The following is a 17,909-nucleotide window of genomic DNA, read 5'->3' as shown; positions in this document are numbered from 1 at the left end:
AAAAACTCAAAAATCCCCCGAACAGATCGGACCCGCCAGAACCGCAGACGACAAGCGCTAAAACCGATCCGTTAGCGCGCCAGCCTCCACCAGTGCCTCATATTTCGGACGGTCAAACCACCAGAAATCGACACCCCGATTGAAATCATACAATGCCGGTTCCTCCGGCCTGCCGAACACATCCCACATCGCCAGACGATGCGCGCCCAGATGCCAGCCCGCGACCCAGATCTGCTTGCTGCGCAACACCCTGTCCAGCGCCTTCACCGCCGGCACCAACGCGGCCCGACTATCCACCCCCGCGATGCGTTCGATCAGCGCATCCACCACCGGATCAGCCAGACCGGTCAGGTTATTACTCCCCTCCGCTGCCGCAGCGGATGCCCCATAAAACCCGCGCAACGTCGCCCCCGGCGTCACGCTGACCTGCCATGCGGACATTGAAATATCGAAATCATAAGTCTGGCGGCGCTCGCTCATTCCGGCGGGGTCGATCAGGTCGAAACTGATATCAACACCCAGACTGCGCAGGTTTTCCACATAGGGGGTAATCACCGGTTCCAACCCACGGCTGTCATCGGGAAATTCCAACCGCAACGGCTCACCCGCCGCATTCCGGCGGACACCTGCATCATCCACAACCCAGCCTGCTTCATCCAGCAGGCGGGCTGCCTCGCGCAGCGCCGACCGGTCGCGCGGTATCGGGCGGCTAACAGGGGGCACATGGGCGGGCTCAGTAAACACCGCCTCTGGCAGCTGATCGCGATAATCTTCAAGGATCGCCAGCTCGTCACCCTCCGGCAGCCCTTCGGCCTGCATATCCGTGTTTTCAAAGAAACTATCCGACCGCTTATAAGCATCATAAAACACCGTCTCATTCGTCCATTCGAAATTGAACGCATATTCCAACGCCTGCCGCACACGGATATCCTGTAACGCAGGCTTGCGCATATTCAGCCAGAACCCCTGCGCATTTGTGGGCCGGCCATCAGGGACCAGCACCTGCTGCACCCAGCCTTGCTGCGCCGCAGGAAAATCATAGCCCGTCGCCCAGCGTGACGACGTATATTCCGCCCGCATCAAGTATTCGCCTGCCGCAAATGCCTCCATCCCCACAGTGTCATCGGCGAAATATTCGTATGCAAAACAGTCGAAATTATTCTTGCCCGCATTCACCGGTAAATCCGCCGCCCAGTAATCGAGATCGCGGCAAAAGGTGATCATGCGCGGCGCATCAACCGCCGTGACAGTATAGGGACCAGAGCCAAGCGGAATATGCATCCAGCTTTCATCAAAGGGCGAGGCCTCATAAAAATGTTCCGGCAACACCGCTAAATTCGCAATTTCGCCCGGATAGGCGCGGCCCACACCCTCTGCCAGATCAATCCGCACACGGTGATCGTTCTCGGCCTCGACCGCGAGCACATCGGCCAGAAAATTCCGGTAATACGGATGGCCTTCGGTCTTGAGCGCGTTGATCGTGAAAACCACATCCTGCGCGGTCACCGGATGGCCATCATGAAAGCGCGCTTCGGGGCGCAGGTTGAAGGCGACATAGGACAGGTCATCAGGATATTCGATCGTCTCGGCGATCAACCCATACACCGCATCCGGCTCATCATAAGCGCGTTCCATCAGAACATCATAAACGTGATGGCCGACCTCAGGCGCGCTATCGCCCTTGATGATAAAAATATTCAGGCTGTTAAAACTGCCATAGCCATAAAGCTGGCGCTGGCTCATCGTGCCACCTTGCGGTGCTTCGGGATTGGCATAGTCGAAATGGGTGAAATCGGGGCCGTATTTCAGCTCGCCAAAGGCGGAATAGCCATGGCTGATTGTCACCTCGGCCATGGCAGGCGCGGCCAGCGCCCCAACCAGTGCCACCGAAATCCCAAATCGCATCATGCCGCGCCCCTTTTGTTGTCCTGTGACCAGTCACAACCAACAAGGCGCGGGTGTCAAGCCGGTGCTACTCGGCCAGATGACAGGCGACGCGGGTGCCGCCCAAGCTGCGCAACTGCGGACGTTCCTGACGGCAGCGATCCACTGCCAGCGGGCAGCGCGGGTGAAAGGCGCAACCGCTTGGCGGATTGATCGGATCGGGGATTTCGCCTTGGGGCGGGGGTACGTCCCGCCCAAACCCATCCATGCGCGGCGCGGCCTCTAGCAGCATCTGGGTATAAGGATGCTTGGGGTCCTCAAACAGATCTGCCGGTGCGGCCTCTTCCACCAGACGGCCCAGATAAAGCACGCCGATCCGGTCGGCCATGTGGCGCACAACCGTCAGATCATGGGTGATCAGCAGATAGGTCAGGCCAAGTTCGTCCTTCAGATCGCTCATCAGGTTCAGCACCTGCGCCTGCACCGACACATCCAACGCGGATGTCGGCTCGTCGCAAACAATCAGACGCGGGTTCGATGCCAGCGCGCGCGCGATACAAATCCGCTGCCGCTGCCCACCGGAAAATTCATGCGGGTATTTGCCCGCGTCAGACGGATGCAACCCCACCTGTTCCAACAGTTTTTCAGCCAGCCCCTTGGCCTTGCCGCCACGGGCGACAACGGGTTCTTCGATGATATCCCGCACCCGCCAGCGCGGGTTGAGCGAGGCATAAGGGTCCTGAAAAATCATCTGAATGTCAGAGCGAACCGCATCGACCTTGGCCGCATCCGTTTCTTTCGCCAGATTGACGCCTTCGATTTCCACATCACCGCTGCTGGGGTTCAGCAATCCGACCAGCATCCGGCCAATGGTCGATTTACCCGATCCGCTTTCGCCCACCAGCGCATATGTGCTGCGCTCTGCGATCTCGAAATCCACCTCTGACACGGCTGTCAGATAGGCTTTTTCACGGCGTTCCAACACACGGTTCAACCAGGGTTTCGACACGTCGAAGACACGGCTCAGGCCCTTGATCGTGACAAAAGCGTTCATCGGGCATCCTCCGTATGTAGCGGAAACCAGCAGGCCGCGCGGCCATCCACCAGCGTCGGGCGCGGGTCGTGGCGGCATTTATCCTGCGCCTTGGGGCAACGCGGATGAAAGGCACAGCCATCCGGCATCGTCGTCAAGCGCGGCATGGAACCGGGGATCTGGTGCAGCCGCGTCTGGCCTGCCGCCGCCAGCGGGGTGGAGGCCATCAACCCGTCCGTATAGGGGTGGTGCGGCGCGGTCAGCACCTCGCGCACCGGCCCCAGTTCGGCCAGCCGGCCTGCATACATCACCGCCACCCGGTCCGCCGTTTCGGCAATCACACCCATGTCATGGGTGATCAGCATCACCGCCGTCCCGCGTTCGCGGCACAGCTTTTTGAGCAAGGAAATAATCTGCGCCTGCACAGAAACATCCAATGCCGTTGTCGGCTCATCCGCGATCACCAAGGACGGTTCAGCACAAAGGGCCAGCGCGATCACCACGCGCTGACGCATCCCGCCCGAAAACTCATGCGGGTAGCTACCAATGCGGTCCTTCGCACCGGGGATACCCACCTCTTCCAGCGCGGCAATGGCGCGTTTTTCAGCGTCTTTTCGGCTGATCGGCAGATGGGTCAGCATCGTCTCGGCCAGTTGATCGCCAATGGTCAAAAGCGGGTTAAGAGAGGTCAGCGGGTCCTGAAACACCATCCCAATCTCTTTGCCGCGCAACCGGCGCATCGCATCACCTTTCAGCCCGTCGATGCGCTTGCCATTCAGCCAGATTTCACCGCCAGCGATATGCGCAGGCGGGTTCAGCAAGCCGATCACAGCATTGCCCGCCATCGACTTGCCAGCACCGCTTTCGCCAACAACACCAAGGATTTCACCCCGGCCGATATCATAGCTGACACCATCAACAGGCTTCACGATACCGGCACGGGTCGGGATCTCGACAGACAGGTTACGGATGGAAAGAACGGCTTCGGTCATCGTAACCTCGGATTAAGCGCATCGCGCAGCCAGTCGCCCAGCAGGTTCACACTCAGCGCCAGTGTCAGCAGGGTGCAGGCGGGGAAAAACAGGATCCACCACTCACCGGAAAACAAAAACCCCTGTCCGATCCGGATCAGCGTTCCCAGTGATGGCTGGGTCGGGGGCGCGCCCACACCCAGGAACGACAGGGTCGCCTCGGCGATGATGGCCAGCGCCAGCGAGATTGTCGCGATCACCAGCACCGGGGACAATACATTGGGCAGAATATGTTTGATCATGATCGCCCAAGGTTTGCGGCCAATCAGCCGGGCAGCAGCCACATAATCCTTGTTCTTTTCGACCAATGTGGCCCCGCGGACCACACGGGCGAACTGCACCCAGTCGGACAGGCCAATAGCAAGGATCAGCACCCAGATCGCCATCTGATCGCGGTATTCCACAGGGGTCACCCCCTTGGCCACGCCAAAGATCAGCATCGCCACAAGGATCGAGGGAAAGGTCAGCTGCACATCAGCCACGCGCATGATAATCGTTTCGGTCCAGCCGCCAAAGTAGCCTGACAGCAGCCCCAGCGTGATCCCCAGCACCATGGCGAACAACACAGCCGCCGTGCCGACGAACAGAGAAACCCGCATCCCGTAAAGGATGGTCGAAAACACATCCCGCCCCTGATCATCGGTGCCCAGCAGGAATGTATTCTGGGTAAAGGCATTGGGTTCCAACGGCGGGGTAAACCCGTCCATCAGGTTCAGACTGGCGGGATCAAACGGGTTGGTGGGCGCAATCAGCGGCGCGAACACCGACGCCAGCACCAGCAAGGTCACAACGGTGAAAGAGATGATCGCCACAGGGGACCGTCTGAACGCATAGAAAAAGTCGCTATCGCGAAACCGGGTCCAGCGGGATTTGTCCTGCGCGATTTGGGTCGTATCGGTCATCAGTGGCCCCCTGCCCGGTCGATGCGCAGACGCGGATCAATAAAGACGTAAAGAATATCCACGATCAGGTTGATCCCCACGAACATCACCGAAATCATCATCAAATAAGCAGCCATAACCGGGATATCGACAAATTGGATCGCATTGATGAACAGCAGGCCAACGCCGGGCCATTGAAAGACCGTTTCTGTAATGATCGCAAAGGCGATGATCGCCCCCAGTTGCAAGCCAATGACCGTGACAACAGGTACCATCGTGTTTTTCAGTGCGTGGCGAAAGTTGACGACACGGTTCCGCAACCCGCGTGCGCGGGCAAAGCGGATGTAATCCTGCCGCAGCACCTCGAGCATTTCAGACCGCACAAGCCGCATGATCAGGGTCATCTGATATAGGCCCAGCGTGATCGCAGGCAGGATCAGCGCCTTTAGCCCGCTGGCGGTCAAAAAACCGGTGGTCCACCAATCGCCGATCTGCACGGTCTGCCCGCGCCCGAATGATGGCAGCCAACCCAGTTCCACCGCAAAGACATAGATCAGCAATATCCCGATTAGAAAGGTTGGCAGCGACACACCAATCAGCGATCCGGCCATAATCAGATTGGCCGCGACGCCGTCGCGGCGGATCGCCGTGAACACACCCAGCGCGATGCCAAACAGGATCGCCAGCACCCCCGACACCGCCGCCAGTTCCAGCGTGGCGGGCGCGCGTTCCATGATGATCTCGGACACAGGGCGACCCTGACGATAGCTCACCCCGAAATTGCCCTGCACCGCCTCTTGCAGGAATTTCACATATTGAACCACAAAAGGCTGATCCAGCCCCAGTTGGGTGCGCAACCGTTGCACGTCTTCGATCGTGCGTTCCTGGCCCAGCATATTGTCGATGGGATCACCGACAAAACGAAACATTGCAAAGGCAACAAGCCCTACGATCAGCAAAACCAGAACGGACTGGCCAAAACGCCGAATGATGAAAGCCAACATGTGATCTCGCTTTCCCTTGCTCAGGCTGGGTCAGGCCAGATGGACGTAAAAGCCGCGCGCGTCAAGCAGATCAGTTGACGCGAGCCCATCGCAGCAGAAAGAAATCATCAGGCCGCTGGGCCAGCGTGATATTGCTGCGTGTGCCCCACAAAAGCGGTTGCACGTAAAGCGGCACATAGGCGACCTCATCCTGCAAAATCTTGTGGGTCTCATCCAGCATGGCTTGCCGCGCCGCCGGGTCAATCTCTGATTGGATCAGCGGCAGCAATTCATCCACGCGGGCATTCGAATAGCCGCCAAAGTTCCAGCTGCCCAAACGCGCCTCTTCATCTGGTGTCGCGGCCAAGAACCGGATCGGGTGTTCGGCGTCCAGCGTGCCAGAGGACCAGCCCAGCAAGTACATATCGTGATTATCAGCCCGCAGTTCCGGCCAGTAATTCTGCACCGGCATCGCGTCCAACGTGGCGCGCATCCCGACCTGCGCCAGCATGCCGGTGATCGCCTGACACACGGCCTCGTCATTCAGATAGCGGTTGTTGGGGCATTTCAGCCCGAAAGAAAACCCATCGGGATAGCCTGCCTCGGCCAGCAGCGCGCGGGCCTGATCGGGGTCATGGGCGGGGCGATCTGCCAGCGCGGCGGAATAGCCGCTCATCGTGGGGGTGATCATCTGGCTGACGGCTTCGGCATTGCCGCGCATGATGGTCTGCAAGATCGCAGGCACATTCACCGCATGGGCCACTGCCAGCCGCACGCGCGGATCCGCAAAGGGGTTGGCATCAGTCACATCAGAAGAATATTTCAATGCGTCCGCCTCATGCGGGAAGCCTAGCATGATGACCCGCGCTTCGACGCCTTGGATGACATTCACATCGGCGTTTTGCTGCAACCGGGCCACGTCCTGAATCGGCACCGGGTTGATGAAATCCACATCGCCAGACAGCAGCGCCGCCAGCGCCGTTGCCGGGTTCTGGATCGGGGTCAGTTCGGCGCGGGTGACATTGTGTTCTGCCGTGTCCCACCAGCCTTCGAAGGGCTCCAGCACGGTACGCAGCCCCGGCTCGCGCGTGGTCAGGCGGAACGGGCCGGTACCATTGGTGTTCAAGGTCGCGTAATTGCCGTTTTCCTTGTCGGGAACGGTCGTATTATTCGCCGCAGCCCAATCCGCATCCAGCATCATCCAGTTCGCGATGGAACCGGGAAAAATCGGGTTCGGGGCAGAGGTCATGATATCCACGGTGTAATCGTCAACGATCACCACATCGGACACGGACGCAAACCAACTGCGGGTATCAGCGGCCTCATCCGCAGCGCGCTGATAGGAAAATAACACATCTTCAGCGTTGAACGTCGCGCCGTCGTGGAATGTGACACCTTCGCGCAGGGTAAAGCGCCAGCCTTCACCGTCACCAATCGGCGCCCATGAGGTGGCAAGCGATGGCTCAACCTGCATGTCCTTGCCACGCCGGACAAGCCCTTCGTAGACGTTGTTGAGAAAGCCCAAAACCGGTGTGGAATTGACCGCATGCGGATCCATCGTCTGCGGGTCTGTGGTCACGGCCCAGCGGAATTCCTCAGCTGGCAGGGAAGACGCGAATAAAGCGGCAAAGGCTGCGAAACGGGCGGTCCGAAACATGGTCAATATCCTTTGTTACAAATGGCAGAAAGAGGGGGTCAAGCGGTCAGGCACCCCCATCACGGGGGTGCCTCCATTGTTCAGTCAAATGTAAAGTATTTGACCTTTGGCTGATCTTCGGGATCGACATCAATACCTACATTTTCGCTCATCGCCCAGTTCAGCACCTGGTGGTGAATAGGGATATACAGCTGTTCGTCCTGCACGGTTTCCCAGATTGACGCGATATCTGCGTTACGGGCGTCCAGATCAGTGTTCGAGGCGAGCGATTTGATCTGCGCGTCCAGCTCATCATTGTCATATCCGGTGCCATTCCATGTCCCGATATCGTCTTCGCGGCCATGGACCAGGAAATTGAAAACATATTCAGAATCATAGGTCGGCACGCCCCAGCCCAGCATGTAGAAATCGGTCTGGCTTTCGGTGATCAGCGGAAAGTGCTGCGCCTTTGGCTTGGCATCCAAGTTCACAGTGATACCAATCTGGCCCAGCATCCCGACAGCCGCCTGACAGATACCTTCGTCATTGATGTAGCGGTCATTCGGGCAGTCCAACCGGATAGAGAACCCATCGCCGTAACCGGCCTCTTCCATCAAGGCTTTTGCAGCGTCCACATCCGTGGCAGAGGCGGCGTCCATCTCGGCGGTCCAGCCGTTCACGAAGGGCGGCGCGATCATGCCTGCTGGCTCTGACTGGCCACGCATCACGACTTGGCGGATCGCATCGCGGTTGATCGCCATCGACATGGCACGGCGCACGCGCACATCAGCCAGCGGGTTGGCACCATCGATGTTATCAGCTTCGATATCATCCGCGCCCATGTTCAGACCGAAAAAGATCACACGGTTCTGCGGGGCTGTCTTGACCAGCAGGCCATCAGCCTCGGACACGCGCTGCAAATCCTGCACCGGCATATCTTGCAGGAAATTGATCTCACCCGACAGCAATGCAGCAACACGCGTGGCGGCGTTCTGGATCGGGGTGTAGATGATTTCCGTCACTTCCATCGGGAACTGGTCGATGCCCCAGTAATTGTCATTGCGGACCATCACCGTGCGCACATCCGGCTCGCGGCTTTGCAGCACATAAGGCCCGGTACCATTTGCGTTGGTGGTGGCATAGGTGATCTCACCGCCTTCGAAATCCTGCACGTCAACTGTGTTGTTCGCCTCGGCCCAGCCCTTGTCCAGAATGAACAGGTTGGTCAGGTTGGATGGCAGGATCGGGTTCGGCCCGTCGGTGACCATTTCGATGGTGTAATCATCCACGGCCCGGACTTCGGTGATTGAACCGATCAGCTCTTTCATGTCCGAATTGGGCTGCATGGCGCGCTCAAAGCTGAACACCGCATCCTCTGCCGTGAAGTCAGCGCCGTCGTGGAATTTCACACCTTCGCGCAATTTGAACACCCAAACGTTCGGATCGCCCTCTTTTGGGGCCCATTCGGTGGCCAGTGCGGGCTCAAATTCGCCCGTGACATCACGAATCACCAGCGGTTCATAAATCTGGTGACGGATCGTGTGGGTCGGACCTTCGTTTTGGGCATGCGGATCAAGCGTCAGCGCATCGCCCGCCCGCGCCCAGCGCAGCGTTTCAGCGCTGGCCTGTAGTGCGAGTGTAGACACCAATGAGCCAAGAATGACCGTGGTTGCGATTTTCATGGGAACCCCCTGTTTTTCGTTATGGGCGCAGTGTTCTGCAAATCCCGATGAAGCACAAGGGCACATCACTGGCCAACAAACCCACTTGCCGTCGGGGAAAATGATGCGGTTCTTAGGCGTTAGATGTTACTGCAGATCGCGGGCGATACGGCGATAAACGGTCTTTGCCTCGGGCAGAAAGGTCGCCACGGGGAAGGCGTGGAAGGCCCCATTGAATTCATAAAGCGTCACCACCGCCCCTTCCGCGCGGCACGCAAAGCGACGTGTATCGACGATAAAAACATCCGCAGTGCCCTGATAGATATCAATTGGCGGCAGATCGGTAAGGTTGGCAAAAAGCGGGCTAAGGATCGGATGACGCGGATCGCGCCCGCCGGCCCACCAGCGCCCGGTCTCGCGCAGCCGATCGATTTTCAGCATGACATCGGATGATTCCACCGCCTGCGCCGCAGGGTCCGCCATGGTGATATCCAGCCAAGGTGCAAAGAGGATCAACCGCCCCGGCAGCGACCCACCCTGGTCGCGCTGGCCTATGGCAAACCCCAGCGCCAGCCCTGCCCCTGCGGAATCACCGCATAAGATCACATCATCCGCCGCATATGTCGTCAGTAGCGCGGTGAAGAGCGTGTCGACCAATGCAAAAGCCGCAGCGTGATCATACTCCGGCGCCAGCGGATAAAGCGGCACGGTGATCTGCGCACCGGTGGCTTGGGCCAGCGCCGTGACCGCATTCCAGTGATTGTGGTTCAGCTGATGAACATAGGAACCACCATGCAAATAGATAATATGCTTCGTCGGTGCGTCTGCCTTTGGGGTCACCGTATAGACGGGCCATCCGTCTACGTCCCGCATCGTGACATCGTACACACGGCGCAGACGTTGCGGCGGTGGTGGTGCCTCTGGATAGTCGCGCGCATCATAGGTCTGGCGCAGTACCGCGGCATCATCGCCGCGCTTGCCTTTCAGACGCAGCAACCATGTGATTGCGCGCATCCGCAGGCTTGGCCCCGTGGTGAGCACCTCTGCCACATTGGTATCGTCCTGCAACTCATCTGTGGTCATCCGGCCTGCCTCGCGTCACTGCATCGCCACAGCGTCACGCGGGTTGAGGGCGCAAGTCAATCCTTACAACGTCAACCGCCGATCAGACTGGGCAGAAAAAAGACGATCCCCGGCATCGCAAGCAACAGGATCACCCGCATCAGCTCGGCCATGGCCTGCGGGACGCCGCCGCGTGCCATGAATATTTTCAACAGCTCCGCTCCAAGCAATATCAGGAAAATCATGCCCGTGATCCGGGCTCTTTCCAATAATGCCTCGCGGGTGGCGGGCAATGTCAGCTTGCGGCGAAACAGACCGATCAAGGCCACCATCACGACACCCACAGTAGCGGCGGGGGTGCATTGAACAGCCCGAAATAAAGCCCGCCAGATCGGGATTTCAAGAATGCCGGTGAAGTCGGTATAAGTCGGTAATCCACAAGACCCAGCCACATGCGCCAGATCAGCAGCGCGGCAAAGGCGCAGTCCACAAGCGCTGCGATCAGCGCAATCTGCCAAGGTTTGGCGCGTATGGTAAAAATATCAACCGAGACATTGGCCCCGGCCAGCTGACAATTGGGCAGAAACGCAAAGACGGCGATGGCGATGCCCATTTCGGTCAGCTCAAAATCACCCGGAAACGGGCGGTTCATCAGCCAGCCCGCAAGGATCGACCAAGCGTTGACCGCGACCACGCCGAATAACACGACACCTTCGAAATCATCTGCAACGTAATCGTTATATATGGCCAGCATGGCCCGGTTCACAGCCGCGTTGTCGCTTTGATGCACGCGGGCAGTTCGAACACCTCTGTCCTTGGAAAGCCTCTGCCGCTTAAGCGTTCACGATCCAGACAAGATCCACCACGCCATCACGCGCCTACCGCCCAGTGTCATGGACAGAAAATCGCGATCGAGGCGTGACCGTCAGGCGACTCTGCGATACGATCAATCTAAGGCTGTAGCACCTGGCGATACGCCGGGGCTTGCGAGCTCAGAAAGTTATTCCACTTGAACTGAATTTCTTGCGCATGGCCGCATTGGTAGCAAAGGCAATGGCCGTCGTGGCCAGCATGTTGAAAAATCTCATAATATCCTCCCTTTGATGTTTACGTATCGTGGTCGTTCAATGTGGTGTACTGCGTGCAATGGCGATATTAAGCAGGACCTGACGCCGTTCGTTGATGGCAACTGCGATGGCGCGGTCCAGCGCGGCTGGCAGGTCGGCGCCGTCGGTGACGGTTTCGGTATGTGCGCGGCTGGCCGCAGCGGTGCGGGTGAAATCCGGGCTGGGCCGGAGCGAGGTCAGCGGAACCTCATTCGCCGCACGCGCGGCCCCATCGGGGTACAGCCCTTCGACCGAGTGGCGGACCGCGCCCCATTCTTCGTTATTCAGAACCAGCACGATTACCGGCACATCATGGGCTTCGGCGACCAGATGACAGGCTGTGGGGTTGGCGAACATATAGCTGCCGTCGCCCATCGTGGCAAAAACCAGCCGCGCGGGGTCAGACATCTGCGCACCGATGGCCGCAGGCAGCCCCCAACCAAGACCGCCGGAATGCGGTTCCTGAAAATAGCTGTCAGGCTGATCGAGATCGAGCGGCATCAGCGGGCAGCCCAATTCGTGAAAAACCGTAGCACGCCGCCCCTGTTCGGTCTGCGCCTTGATCGCGCGCCCAAGGCAGAGGCTGACCCAATCTTTTGTCATCGGCGCTCCAGCACCATCTTGCGCGGCGGCGCGCGCGCTGTCGCGGCTGATTTGCGCCCGCTGCGCGATGGCGTCACGTCGCGCCGCAAGGCGTTCGGTATCCGGCACGGTGCTTGGCATTGCCCCTGCAAGGGCGCTGATCACACGGTCGGTCGGCCCCGCCAACGTGATGTCAGCCGCAAAATTACGCACCGGGGTGCGGGTGAACAGCGGATCGGGGCCAGCGTGGATCACGGTCACATCTTCGCGCAGGCTGACCTTGTCCGGAAACCATGGTGCAAGCGCGTCAAGCACAAGAACCACATCTATATCTGCCAGCCACGGGCCGGGATCGGCACCCACTTGGCACGGGTGCGACAGTGGGATCGCAAGCTGGTTGGACCAGTAGTGCGACAAGGGAATGGCGAATGTTTCGCAGAGGCGCTGAAGTGCGGCAAAGCCTGCCGCGCTTCCCGCGCCGCGTTGCGCGATGATCAGTGGGTTTTGTGCCTGCGCCAAAGCATCGGCAGCACGCGAGAGGGCATCAGGATCGGGCGCAGTGGTGACCGGTGCCATCCGGGATGGCGCATCAAGACCAGCACGCGGGCAAGGTTCGCACAGCACTTCACGCGGCAGGCTGAGATACACAGGCCCCTTAGGCGTTGAATTCGCAATCGCCCAGGCGCGATCCATCAGTTCGGAAATCTGATCGGGAAAGCGCAATTCATAATGCCACTTCGTCGTCTCGCGGATCAGCGCCTCTTGGTCGAACATCTCTTGTCCCCAGCCGATGGGCACAGTGCGCGCGCCGAACCGTGTATGTTCGGTCACCGGGGTCCGGCCCGACATCAGGATCATCGGCACCTGATCACACCACGCGTTGATCGCGGCAGTCGCACCATTCGCCAGTCCGACATTGGTATGCAGCAGCACCGCCTGCGGGCGGCCTGTCACCTGCCAATAGCCGTGCGCCATTGAAACGGCGGCATGTTCATGGGGTACGGTGACTGGCGTGGGAAGCTCTAGCCCTGCGCGGCGCGCCTCGACCAGCCCTTCGATGATCGGCGGAAAATCGGTGCCGGAATTGGTAAAGACGTATTCTACCCCCAACGCCTTGAGCTTGCTGAAGATCGCGCCGCCCGCGGTGATCGCATCGGAATCCTTCATCCGTCACGCCTTTCTGAAACTGTCATCGTACTGAAATGTGAGGTTCGATTTGCAGAACGCGAGATCTGTTGGCAATCTGCGCCAAGTCTTGCAGCCGGAGACCGCCGATGGTCACCGCGATTAGCCAGCCTGCCGTCAAAGAAGGACATACGCGCGTCGCTTATGAGCATGCCCACCCGATGAAAATGTATTTCAAGGTCATCGGCCCGTTGATCTGGCTCGATGAAGCGGGCGAGCCGGACGGGTATTTCGACGTCCACCAATACATCGAAGGTTTGTTCCGCCAAGATCATACCGACATCCCGCCATCGGCCATCAGCAAATGGCCGGTGGTGAAACCCGATTGCGCAGAGGCGAGGTAAAGCACCGAAGCCGCGATCTCCTCGGCCGTGCCGTGGCGGCCCAGCGGGATCATCTCGTTGAAAAACGCCGTACCGTCGCGACCGATTTCTGCGCCAAGGTCATCCTCGACCCGTTGTTGGAAATCATTTCCAATCGGACCCGGTGCAATGGCGTTGACGCGGATTCCGCGCGGGGCCAGATCCTTTGCCAGAACCCGCATCAGCCCGGTTAACGCGTGTTTGGCCGTGATATAGCCGTAAACCCCCGGATCACCCCGTGTCGCCGCCACGCTGGAGGTCAGCACGATACTGCCCCCTTTGCGCATATGCGGCACAGCATGTTTGGCCAGCAGGAACGCCCCGCGCACATGTACCGCCAGAACACTGTCGAAAACCTCTGTCGGGTAGTCTGCGATTGTGGCCACGGTTCCGAAAGTGCCTGCGTTCGAAAACAGCACGTCGATCCCGCCAAAATGCTGTGCCGTGCGTGTAACAGCACGGTGCACCTGCGCCTCGTCACTGACATCCGCTGCGATGCACAGCACGTTTTTTGCGTCATCGCCGAAGGCTGCGACGCAGGCCGCGTCCAGCGCCGCGAGGTCAAGATCGACCAGCGCCAGCCGCGCCCCTTGCTGGTGCAGCAGGCAGGCGGCGGCCAGCCCGATGGAGCCCGCCCCGCCGGTAATCAGACATGTTTTTCCTTCAAGATCGAACATATCTGCGCCTTAGATTGGGTACTGCGGTTGACCATCCTGAACGGTGATCCAGCGTAGGGTGGTGAATTCTTCAATCGCCGCCGTGCCGCCAAACCGTCCGTAGCCGGAATCCTTCACGCCCCCGAAAGGCATCTGCGCTTCATCATGCACAGTCGGGCCGTTGATGTGGCAGATGCCGCTTTCGATCCGCTTGGCGATATTCATCGCGCGCACGGTATCTTCGCCAAAGATGCTCGCCGACAGCCCGTATTCGGTGTCATTGGCCACGCGAACCGCCTCGTCAATCGAACCCACCCGCACGACCGAGGCTGTGGGACCAAAGCTTTCTTCGGCGTAGATGCGCATCGCTGGCGTGACGTGGTCAAGCAGTGTCGCCTGCATCAGCACACCGTCAGCCTGCCCCCCGGCAACAACCTTGGCGCCTTTGTCCTCAGCGTCGCGGATGAGCCCCAGAATACGCTCCACCGCGCCGCGATCCACCACGCAGCCAAGCGGGGTGTTCCCTTCACGCGGGTCGCCGACTGTCAGGCTGCGGACCTTTTCGGAAAGCTTTTCAACAAAGGCGTCGGCGACGGCTTCGTGCACCACCAGACGCTCTGTCGACATGCAGATCTGGCCTTGGTTCATATAGGCCCCAAAGGCCGCTGCGGCGACTGCTTTGTCAAGATCGGCATCATCCAGCACGACCAGTGGGGCTTTGCCCCCCAGCTCCAACAATGCGGGCTTGAGGTTCTCTGCCGCCAGCCGCGCAATGATGCGGCCAACACGTGTAGAGCCGGTGAAATTCACCCGGCGCACCGCATTATGCGCGATCAGCGCCTCTACAATGCCTGCTGCATCGTCCGGCGCGTTGGAAATGACGTTGAGCACGCCCTTGGTCAGCCCGCCTTCCTGCATCGCCTCGACGATCAGCGCATGGGTGCGCGGGCTGAGTTCAGAGGATTTCATCACCACGGTATTGCCGCAGGCCAGCGGCATGGCGATCGAACGGACCCCAAGGATCACCGGCGCATTCCAAGGTGCCATCGACAGGACAACCCCCGCCGGTTGCCGGATCGCCATCGCCATAGAGCCGGGGCGGTTGGATGGAATAATCTCGCCCTTGATCATCGTCGTCATCGACGCTGCCTCGCGCAGCATCCCTGCCGCCAGCGTCACGTTAAAGCCGGCCCAAGCCGCAGTTGCGCCAAGCTCTTCGGCCATTGCGGTTGCGATATCACCTTGGCGCGCCTCAAGGCTGTCAGCGGCAGCCATCAAAAGCGCGCGGCGCTTTGCCGGGCCGGTATCGGACCATTCCGGAAAGGCCTGCGCGGCGGCATCTGCCGCACGGATCGCATCCGCGGTGGTGGCGGCGGCCGCTTCGGTGGCCACGCCGCCGGTCAGGGGGTTGTTGCGGGTAAAGGTGCGCCCGCCCTCGGCAGCCACTTTTTCGCCACCGATCAGAAGTTCAAGAACACTCATATTTTTCTCCGTTATCAATAGTTAGGCGGCGCCGCCGAGGAAAGAATTCTGCACCGCGTTATCTGTCATCAGCTCATCCGCCGTGCCGGACCCGATGATCCGCCCGGCCTCTAGCAAGTAGCCGCGATCCGCGTGCCGCAGGCTGATCTTGACGTTCTGTTCGACGATAAGCAGGCCAACACCGGTTTCGCGCACCCGCGCCAGCGCCCGGAACAAATCGCCAACGACAATCGGCGCGAGCCCAAGGCTTGGTTCATCCAGCAGCAGGAAATCCGGCTTGGACATCATTGCCCGGCCCACGGCGACCATCTGCTGTTCACCGCCGGACATGGTTCGCACCAATTGTGTGCGCCGCTCGGCCAGCTTTGGGAAAATCTCAAACACCTGCGCAAGCGTGTCTTCTTCGGCAGGCCGGGCCCGCGTGGGCGTGGCCCCCAGCCGCAGGTTTTCTTCGACCGTCATTTGGCCCACCACGCCGCGCCCTTCCGGGACCAAGGCCAATCCGGCGGCGGTCAACTTATGTGCGGCAACGCCAGTCAGCGTCGCACCGCCCATGCGCACCTCGCCCGCTGACGCAGGCACCATGCCAGCCACAGCCTTTAGTGTTGACGATTTGCCTGCCCCATTGGCCCCCAGCACCACGACGATCTCGCTTTGACCGACGTTTAGACTGACGTCATCCACCGCAAGGTGTTTGCCATAGCGGACAGTCAGGTTTTTCAGTTCAAGCATGATCATCCCCCAGATAGGCCTTGATAACGGCGGGCTGCGAAAGCACCTCTTCCGAGGGTCCGTCGGCGATCACCTCGCCCGTGCGCATTACAATGCAACGCGAACAGAGCGCGCGAACCGCCTCCATAATATGTTCGACCAGCAGCACGGTCATGCCCTGCCCTTGCAGATGCCGCACCAGATCAATGCCGATCTTCAGCTCGGACGGGTTCAGCCCTGCCAGCCATTCATCCAGCAGCAGGATTTCTGGCTCTGACGCCAGCGCGCGCGCCATTTCCATGCGTTTCTGATCGATGTAGTTGAGGTTGCTCACTTCCTCATCGCCCCGCCCTTCAAGGCCAACGAAAGCAAGTTTTTCTTCCGCCAGATCACGTGCCTGACGGCCCCAGTAACGTTTGTGCCCAAAGGCAAGCGACAGCATCACGTTTTCCCCAACGGTCAGCGTGGGCAAAGGGCGCACCAGTTGAAAGGTCCGCGCGACCCCGTGTTTGGCCACACGATGTGGCTTCATCCGGGTGATGTCTTTCGCACCGACTGTCACACGGCCCCCGTCACAAGGCAGCGCACCAGAGATCATGTTCATCACCGTGGTTTTGCCGGATCCGTTTGGCCCCAGCAGGCCGACCACCTCGCCCGGTGACAGCGTAAAGGACACGTCCTTGACCGCCACCAGCCCGCCGAACCGCTTGTGCAGATTATTCAGTTGCAACGTAACGCTCATGTCCGGCCCCCTTTGCGCAACTCGTCAAATTTGGCCAGCACGCCGTTTGGCATGACAAACACGATCAGGATGAACAGCAGCCCCAGGATGATGGAAAAATGATCGGGAAAGCTGACGGAGAGCCATTCAAACAGCAAGAACAGTGGCACAGCCCCCACCAGCGGCCCCCAGAGTCGCATCGCACCCCCCAAAAGCGCCATGATCAGCGTCATGAATGAAACGGTCGGGTTAAACACGATAGAAGGCTCGATATAGGTCCAGCGCGGGGCCTGGATCGCCCCCACAAGGGTGATCAGCGTGGCAGAGATCACAAAAAGCATCAGTTTGAGCCGCGTGACATCCACACCCGCATGGGCGGCCACGGTTTCATCATCGCCGATGGCCTTCATCGCCAGCCCGATACGCGACCGGCCAATCGCCCAAGAGATCAACAGCGTGACTGTCGCCAGCGCCAGCAATTGCCAGTAGATATGCCGCCCTTCAAACGGCAGAAACACATAGCGGCCCATCGTGTAGGTCACGTTGACCTCCCACCAGCTAACGGTCTGGCGGACCAGTTCCGCAAGCCCGAAGGTGAATATCACGAAGTAAACCCCCGCAAGGCGTAAGGTCGACAACCCCACAACCAGCGCCATCACCGCACCGATTCCGGCGGCGCAAAGCAGCACCAGCGGATAGGGCAGCGTTTCGTTCAGAACGGCCACAGTATAGGCACCGACCCCAAAGAACGCGACCGTGGCGAGCGAAACATAACGCGTCGGACCCGAGAAAAGCGCCCAAGCGGTCGCGAGCGTGACATAGCCTGTCATGCCCAGCAGGACGCCCGTCCAGTATTCAGGGATGAAAAGCGGCGCAGCAGCCAGAATGACCAGTGCAACAGCGGCCAGTATAAATGCATAAGATGTTTTCATA

At 59.6% G+C, this 17,909-nt stretch carries 17 protein-coding genes; 1 reads left to right on the top strand and 16 read right to left on the bottom strand.

The window, feature by feature from the left end:
* Positions 1 to 57 precede the first annotated feature (57 nt).
* The 11 genes from ACJ5NV_RS04675 to ACJ5NV_RS04625 form a co-directional block, all read right to left on the bottom strand.
* Complete coding sequence (locus tag ACJ5NV_RS04675) at positions 58 to 1,908, bottom strand: extracellular solute-binding protein (protein WP_411642462.1); 1,851 nt, start codon at positions 1,906 to 1,908, stop codon at positions 58 to 60.
* Positions 1,909 to 1,972: 64 nt separating this feature from the next.
* Positions 1,973 to 2,938, bottom strand: a complete 966-nt coding sequence (locus ACJ5NV_RS04670; RefSeq protein WP_411642461.1) for an ABC transporter ATP-binding protein — start codon at positions 2,936 to 2,938, stop codon at positions 1,973 to 1,975.
* A complete protein-coding gene (locus ACJ5NV_RS04665) occupies positions 2,935 to 3,909 on the bottom strand; it encodes an ABC transporter ATP-binding protein (RefSeq protein ID WP_411642460.1) in 975 nt (324 codons plus the stop codon). Before ACJ5NV_RS04665 ends, ACJ5NV_RS04670 begins: the two co-directional genes overlap by 4 nt.
* The gene (locus tag ACJ5NV_RS04660; RefSeq protein ID WP_411642459.1) at positions 3,906 to 4,850 is read right to left on the bottom strand and encodes an ABC transporter permease; all 945 of its coding nucleotides are present in this window, start codon (positions 4,848 to 4,850) and stop codon (positions 3,906 to 3,908) included. Before ACJ5NV_RS04660 ends, ACJ5NV_RS04665 begins: the two co-directional genes overlap by 4 nt.
* Positions 4,850 to 5,833, bottom strand: coding sequence for an ABC transporter permease (locus tag ACJ5NV_RS04655; RefSeq protein ID WP_411642458.1), 984 nt, complete (start codon positions 5,831 to 5,833; stop codon positions 4,850 to 4,852). Before ACJ5NV_RS04655 ends, ACJ5NV_RS04660 begins: the two co-directional genes overlap by 1 nt.
* 70 nt (positions 5,834 to 5,903) lie before the next feature.
* Complete coding sequence (locus ACJ5NV_RS04650; RefSeq protein WP_411642457.1) at positions 5,904 to 7,469, bottom strand: ABC transporter substrate-binding protein; 1,566 nt, start codon at positions 7,467 to 7,469, stop codon at positions 5,904 to 5,906.
* An 80-nt stretch (positions 7,470 to 7,549) separates the two neighbouring features.
* Positions 7,550 to 9,130, bottom strand: coding sequence for an ABC transporter substrate-binding protein (locus tag ACJ5NV_RS04645; protein ID WP_411642456.1), 1,581 nt, complete (start codon positions 9,128 to 9,130; stop codon positions 7,550 to 7,552).
* A gap of 126 nt (positions 9,131 to 9,256) precedes the next feature.
* On the bottom strand, positions 9,257 to 10,192 hold the full coding sequence (locus ACJ5NV_RS04640; protein ID WP_411642455.1) for an alpha/beta hydrolase: 936 nt from the start codon (positions 10,190 to 10,192) through the stop codon (positions 9,257 to 9,259).
* A 71-nt stretch (positions 10,193 to 10,263) separates the two neighbouring features.
* Positions 10,264 to 10,503: a TRAP transporter large permease subunit gene (locus ACJ5NV_RS04635; RefSeq protein WP_411642454.1), complete on the bottom strand. Its 240-nt coding sequence runs from the start codon at positions 10,501 to 10,503 to the stop codon at positions 10,264 to 10,266.
* Positions 10,503 to 10,925, bottom strand: a complete 423-nt coding sequence (locus ACJ5NV_RS04630) for a TRAP transporter small permease subunit (RefSeq protein ID WP_411642453.1) — start codon at positions 10,923 to 10,925, stop codon at positions 10,503 to 10,505. Before ACJ5NV_RS04630 ends, ACJ5NV_RS04635 begins: the two co-directional genes overlap by 1 nt.
* A 370-nt stretch (positions 10,926 to 11,295) precedes the next feature.
* On the bottom strand, positions 11,296 to 13,026 hold the full coding sequence (locus tag ACJ5NV_RS04625; RefSeq protein ID WP_411642452.1) for a thiamine pyrophosphate-requiring protein: 1,731 nt from the start codon (positions 13,024 to 13,026) through the stop codon (positions 11,296 to 11,298).
* Positions 13,027 to 13,133: 107 nt separating this feature from the next.
* On the opposite strand from ACJ5NV_RS04625, the gene ACJ5NV_RS04620 reads away from it, so the two are divergent.
* Positions 13,134 to 13,388 (top strand): cupin domain-containing protein, encoded by a 255-nt coding sequence (locus tag ACJ5NV_RS04620; RefSeq protein WP_411642451.1) that lies wholly within the window; start codon positions 13,134 to 13,136, stop codon positions 13,386 to 13,388.
* On the opposite strand, the gene ACJ5NV_RS04615 is transcribed toward ACJ5NV_RS04620, so the two are convergent.
* From ACJ5NV_RS04615 to ACJ5NV_RS04595, 5 genes are read right to left on the bottom strand one after another with little or no spacing between them, the layout of a single operon-like run.
* Positions 13,316 to 14,083 (bottom strand): SDR family NAD(P)-dependent oxidoreductase, encoded by a 768-nt coding sequence (locus ACJ5NV_RS04615; RefSeq protein ID WP_411642450.1) that lies wholly within the window; start codon positions 14,081 to 14,083, stop codon positions 13,316 to 13,318. The genes ACJ5NV_RS04620 and ACJ5NV_RS04615 overlap by 73 nt on opposite strands.
* Before the next feature lie 9 nt (positions 14,084 to 14,092).
* A complete protein-coding gene (locus ACJ5NV_RS04610) occupies positions 14,093 to 15,544 on the bottom strand; it encodes an aldehyde dehydrogenase (RefSeq protein WP_411642449.1) in 1,452 nt (483 codons plus the stop codon).
* A 21-nt stretch (positions 15,545 to 15,565) separates the two neighbouring features.
* Positions 15,566 to 16,276, bottom strand: coding sequence for an ABC transporter ATP-binding protein (locus ACJ5NV_RS04605; protein WP_411642448.1), 711 nt, complete (start codon positions 16,274 to 16,276; stop codon positions 15,566 to 15,568).
* Positions 16,269 to 16,997 (bottom strand): ABC transporter ATP-binding protein, encoded by a 729-nt coding sequence (locus ACJ5NV_RS04600; protein ID WP_411642447.1) that lies wholly within the window; start codon positions 16,995 to 16,997, stop codon positions 16,269 to 16,271. Before ACJ5NV_RS04600 ends, ACJ5NV_RS04605 begins: the two co-directional genes overlap by 8 nt.
* Positions 16,994 to 17,908 carry a branched-chain amino acid ABC transporter permease gene (locus ACJ5NV_RS04595; RefSeq protein WP_411642446.1) on the bottom strand — a complete coding sequence of 305 codons (915 nt, stop codon included), beginning with the start codon at positions 17,906 to 17,908 and terminating at the stop codon, positions 16,994 to 16,996. The genes ACJ5NV_RS04600 and ACJ5NV_RS04595 overlap by 4 nt, the downstream gene beginning before the upstream one ends.
* Between the last annotated feature and the right edge of the window lies 1 nt (position 17,909).

Origin of the sequence: Loktanella agnita, assembly GCF_046640325.1 — a bacterium.
GTDB classification, from domain to species: domain Bacteria; phylum Pseudomonadota; class Alphaproteobacteria; order Rhodobacterales; family Rhodobacteraceae; genus Yoonia; species Yoonia agnita.
This window is presented reverse-complemented; position numbering and strand designations above follow the sequence as displayed.

Coding starts and splice junctions, on each gene's coding strand:
- ACJ5NV_RS04650 (WP_411642457.1), bottom strand. CDS start 7,469: ATGTTTCGGACCGCCCGTTTCGCAGCCTTTGCCGCTTTATTCGCGTCT.
- ACJ5NV_RS04675 (WP_411642462.1), bottom strand. CDS start 1,908: ATGATGCGATTTGGGATTTCGGTGGCACTGGTTGGGGCGCTGGCCGCG.
- ACJ5NV_RS04620 (WP_411642451.1), top strand. CDS start 13,134: ATGGTCACCGCGATTAGCCAGCCTGCCGTCAAAGAAGGACATACGCGC.
- ACJ5NV_RS04610 (WP_411642449.1), bottom strand. CDS start 15,544: ATGAGTGTTCTTGAACTTCTGATCGGTGGCGAAAAAGTGGCTGCCGAG.
- ACJ5NV_RS04595 (WP_411642446.1), bottom strand. CDS start 17,908: ATGAAAACATCTTATGCATTTATACTGGCCGCTGTTGCACTGGTCATT.
- ACJ5NV_RS04665 (WP_411642460.1), bottom strand. CDS start 3,909: ATGACCGAAGCCGTTCTTTCCATCCGTAACCTGTCTGTCGAGATCCCG.
- ACJ5NV_RS04615 (WP_411642450.1), bottom strand. CDS start 14,083: ATGTTCGATCTTGAAGGAAAAACATGTCTGATTACCGGCGGGGCGGGC.
- ACJ5NV_RS04635 (WP_411642454.1), bottom strand. CDS start 10,503: ATGGTGGCCTTGATCGGTCTGTTTCGCCGCAAGCTGACATTGCCCGCC.
- ACJ5NV_RS04655 (WP_411642458.1), bottom strand. CDS start 5,833: ATGTTGGCTTTCATCATTCGGCGTTTTGGCCAGTCCGTTCTGGTTTTG.
- ACJ5NV_RS04670 (WP_411642461.1), bottom strand. CDS start 2,938: ATGAACGCTTTTGTCACGATCAAGGGCCTGAGCCGTGTCTTCGACGTG.
- ACJ5NV_RS04625 (WP_411642452.1), bottom strand. CDS start 13,026: ATGAAGGATTCCGATGCGATCACCGCGGGCGGCGCGATCTTCAGCAAG.
- ACJ5NV_RS04605 (WP_411642448.1), bottom strand. CDS start 16,276: ATGCTTGAACTGAAAAACCTGACTGTCCGCTATGGCAAACACCTTGCG.
- ACJ5NV_RS04600 (WP_411642447.1), bottom strand. CDS start 16,997: ATGAGCGTTACGTTGCAACTGAATAATCTGCACAAGCGGTTCGGCGGG.
- ACJ5NV_RS04630 (WP_411642453.1), bottom strand. CDS start 10,925: ATGCTGGCCATATATAACGATTACGTTGCAGATGATTTCGAAGGTGTC.
- ACJ5NV_RS04660 (WP_411642459.1), bottom strand. CDS start 4,850: ATGACCGATACGACCCAAATCGCGCAGGACAAATCCCGCTGGACCCGG.
- ACJ5NV_RS04645 (WP_411642456.1), bottom strand. CDS start 9,130: ATGAAAATCGCAACCACGGTCATTCTTGGCTCATTGGTGTCTACACTC.
- ACJ5NV_RS04640 (WP_411642455.1), bottom strand. CDS start 10,192: ATGACCACAGATGAGTTGCAGGACGATACCAATGTGGCAGAGGTGCTC.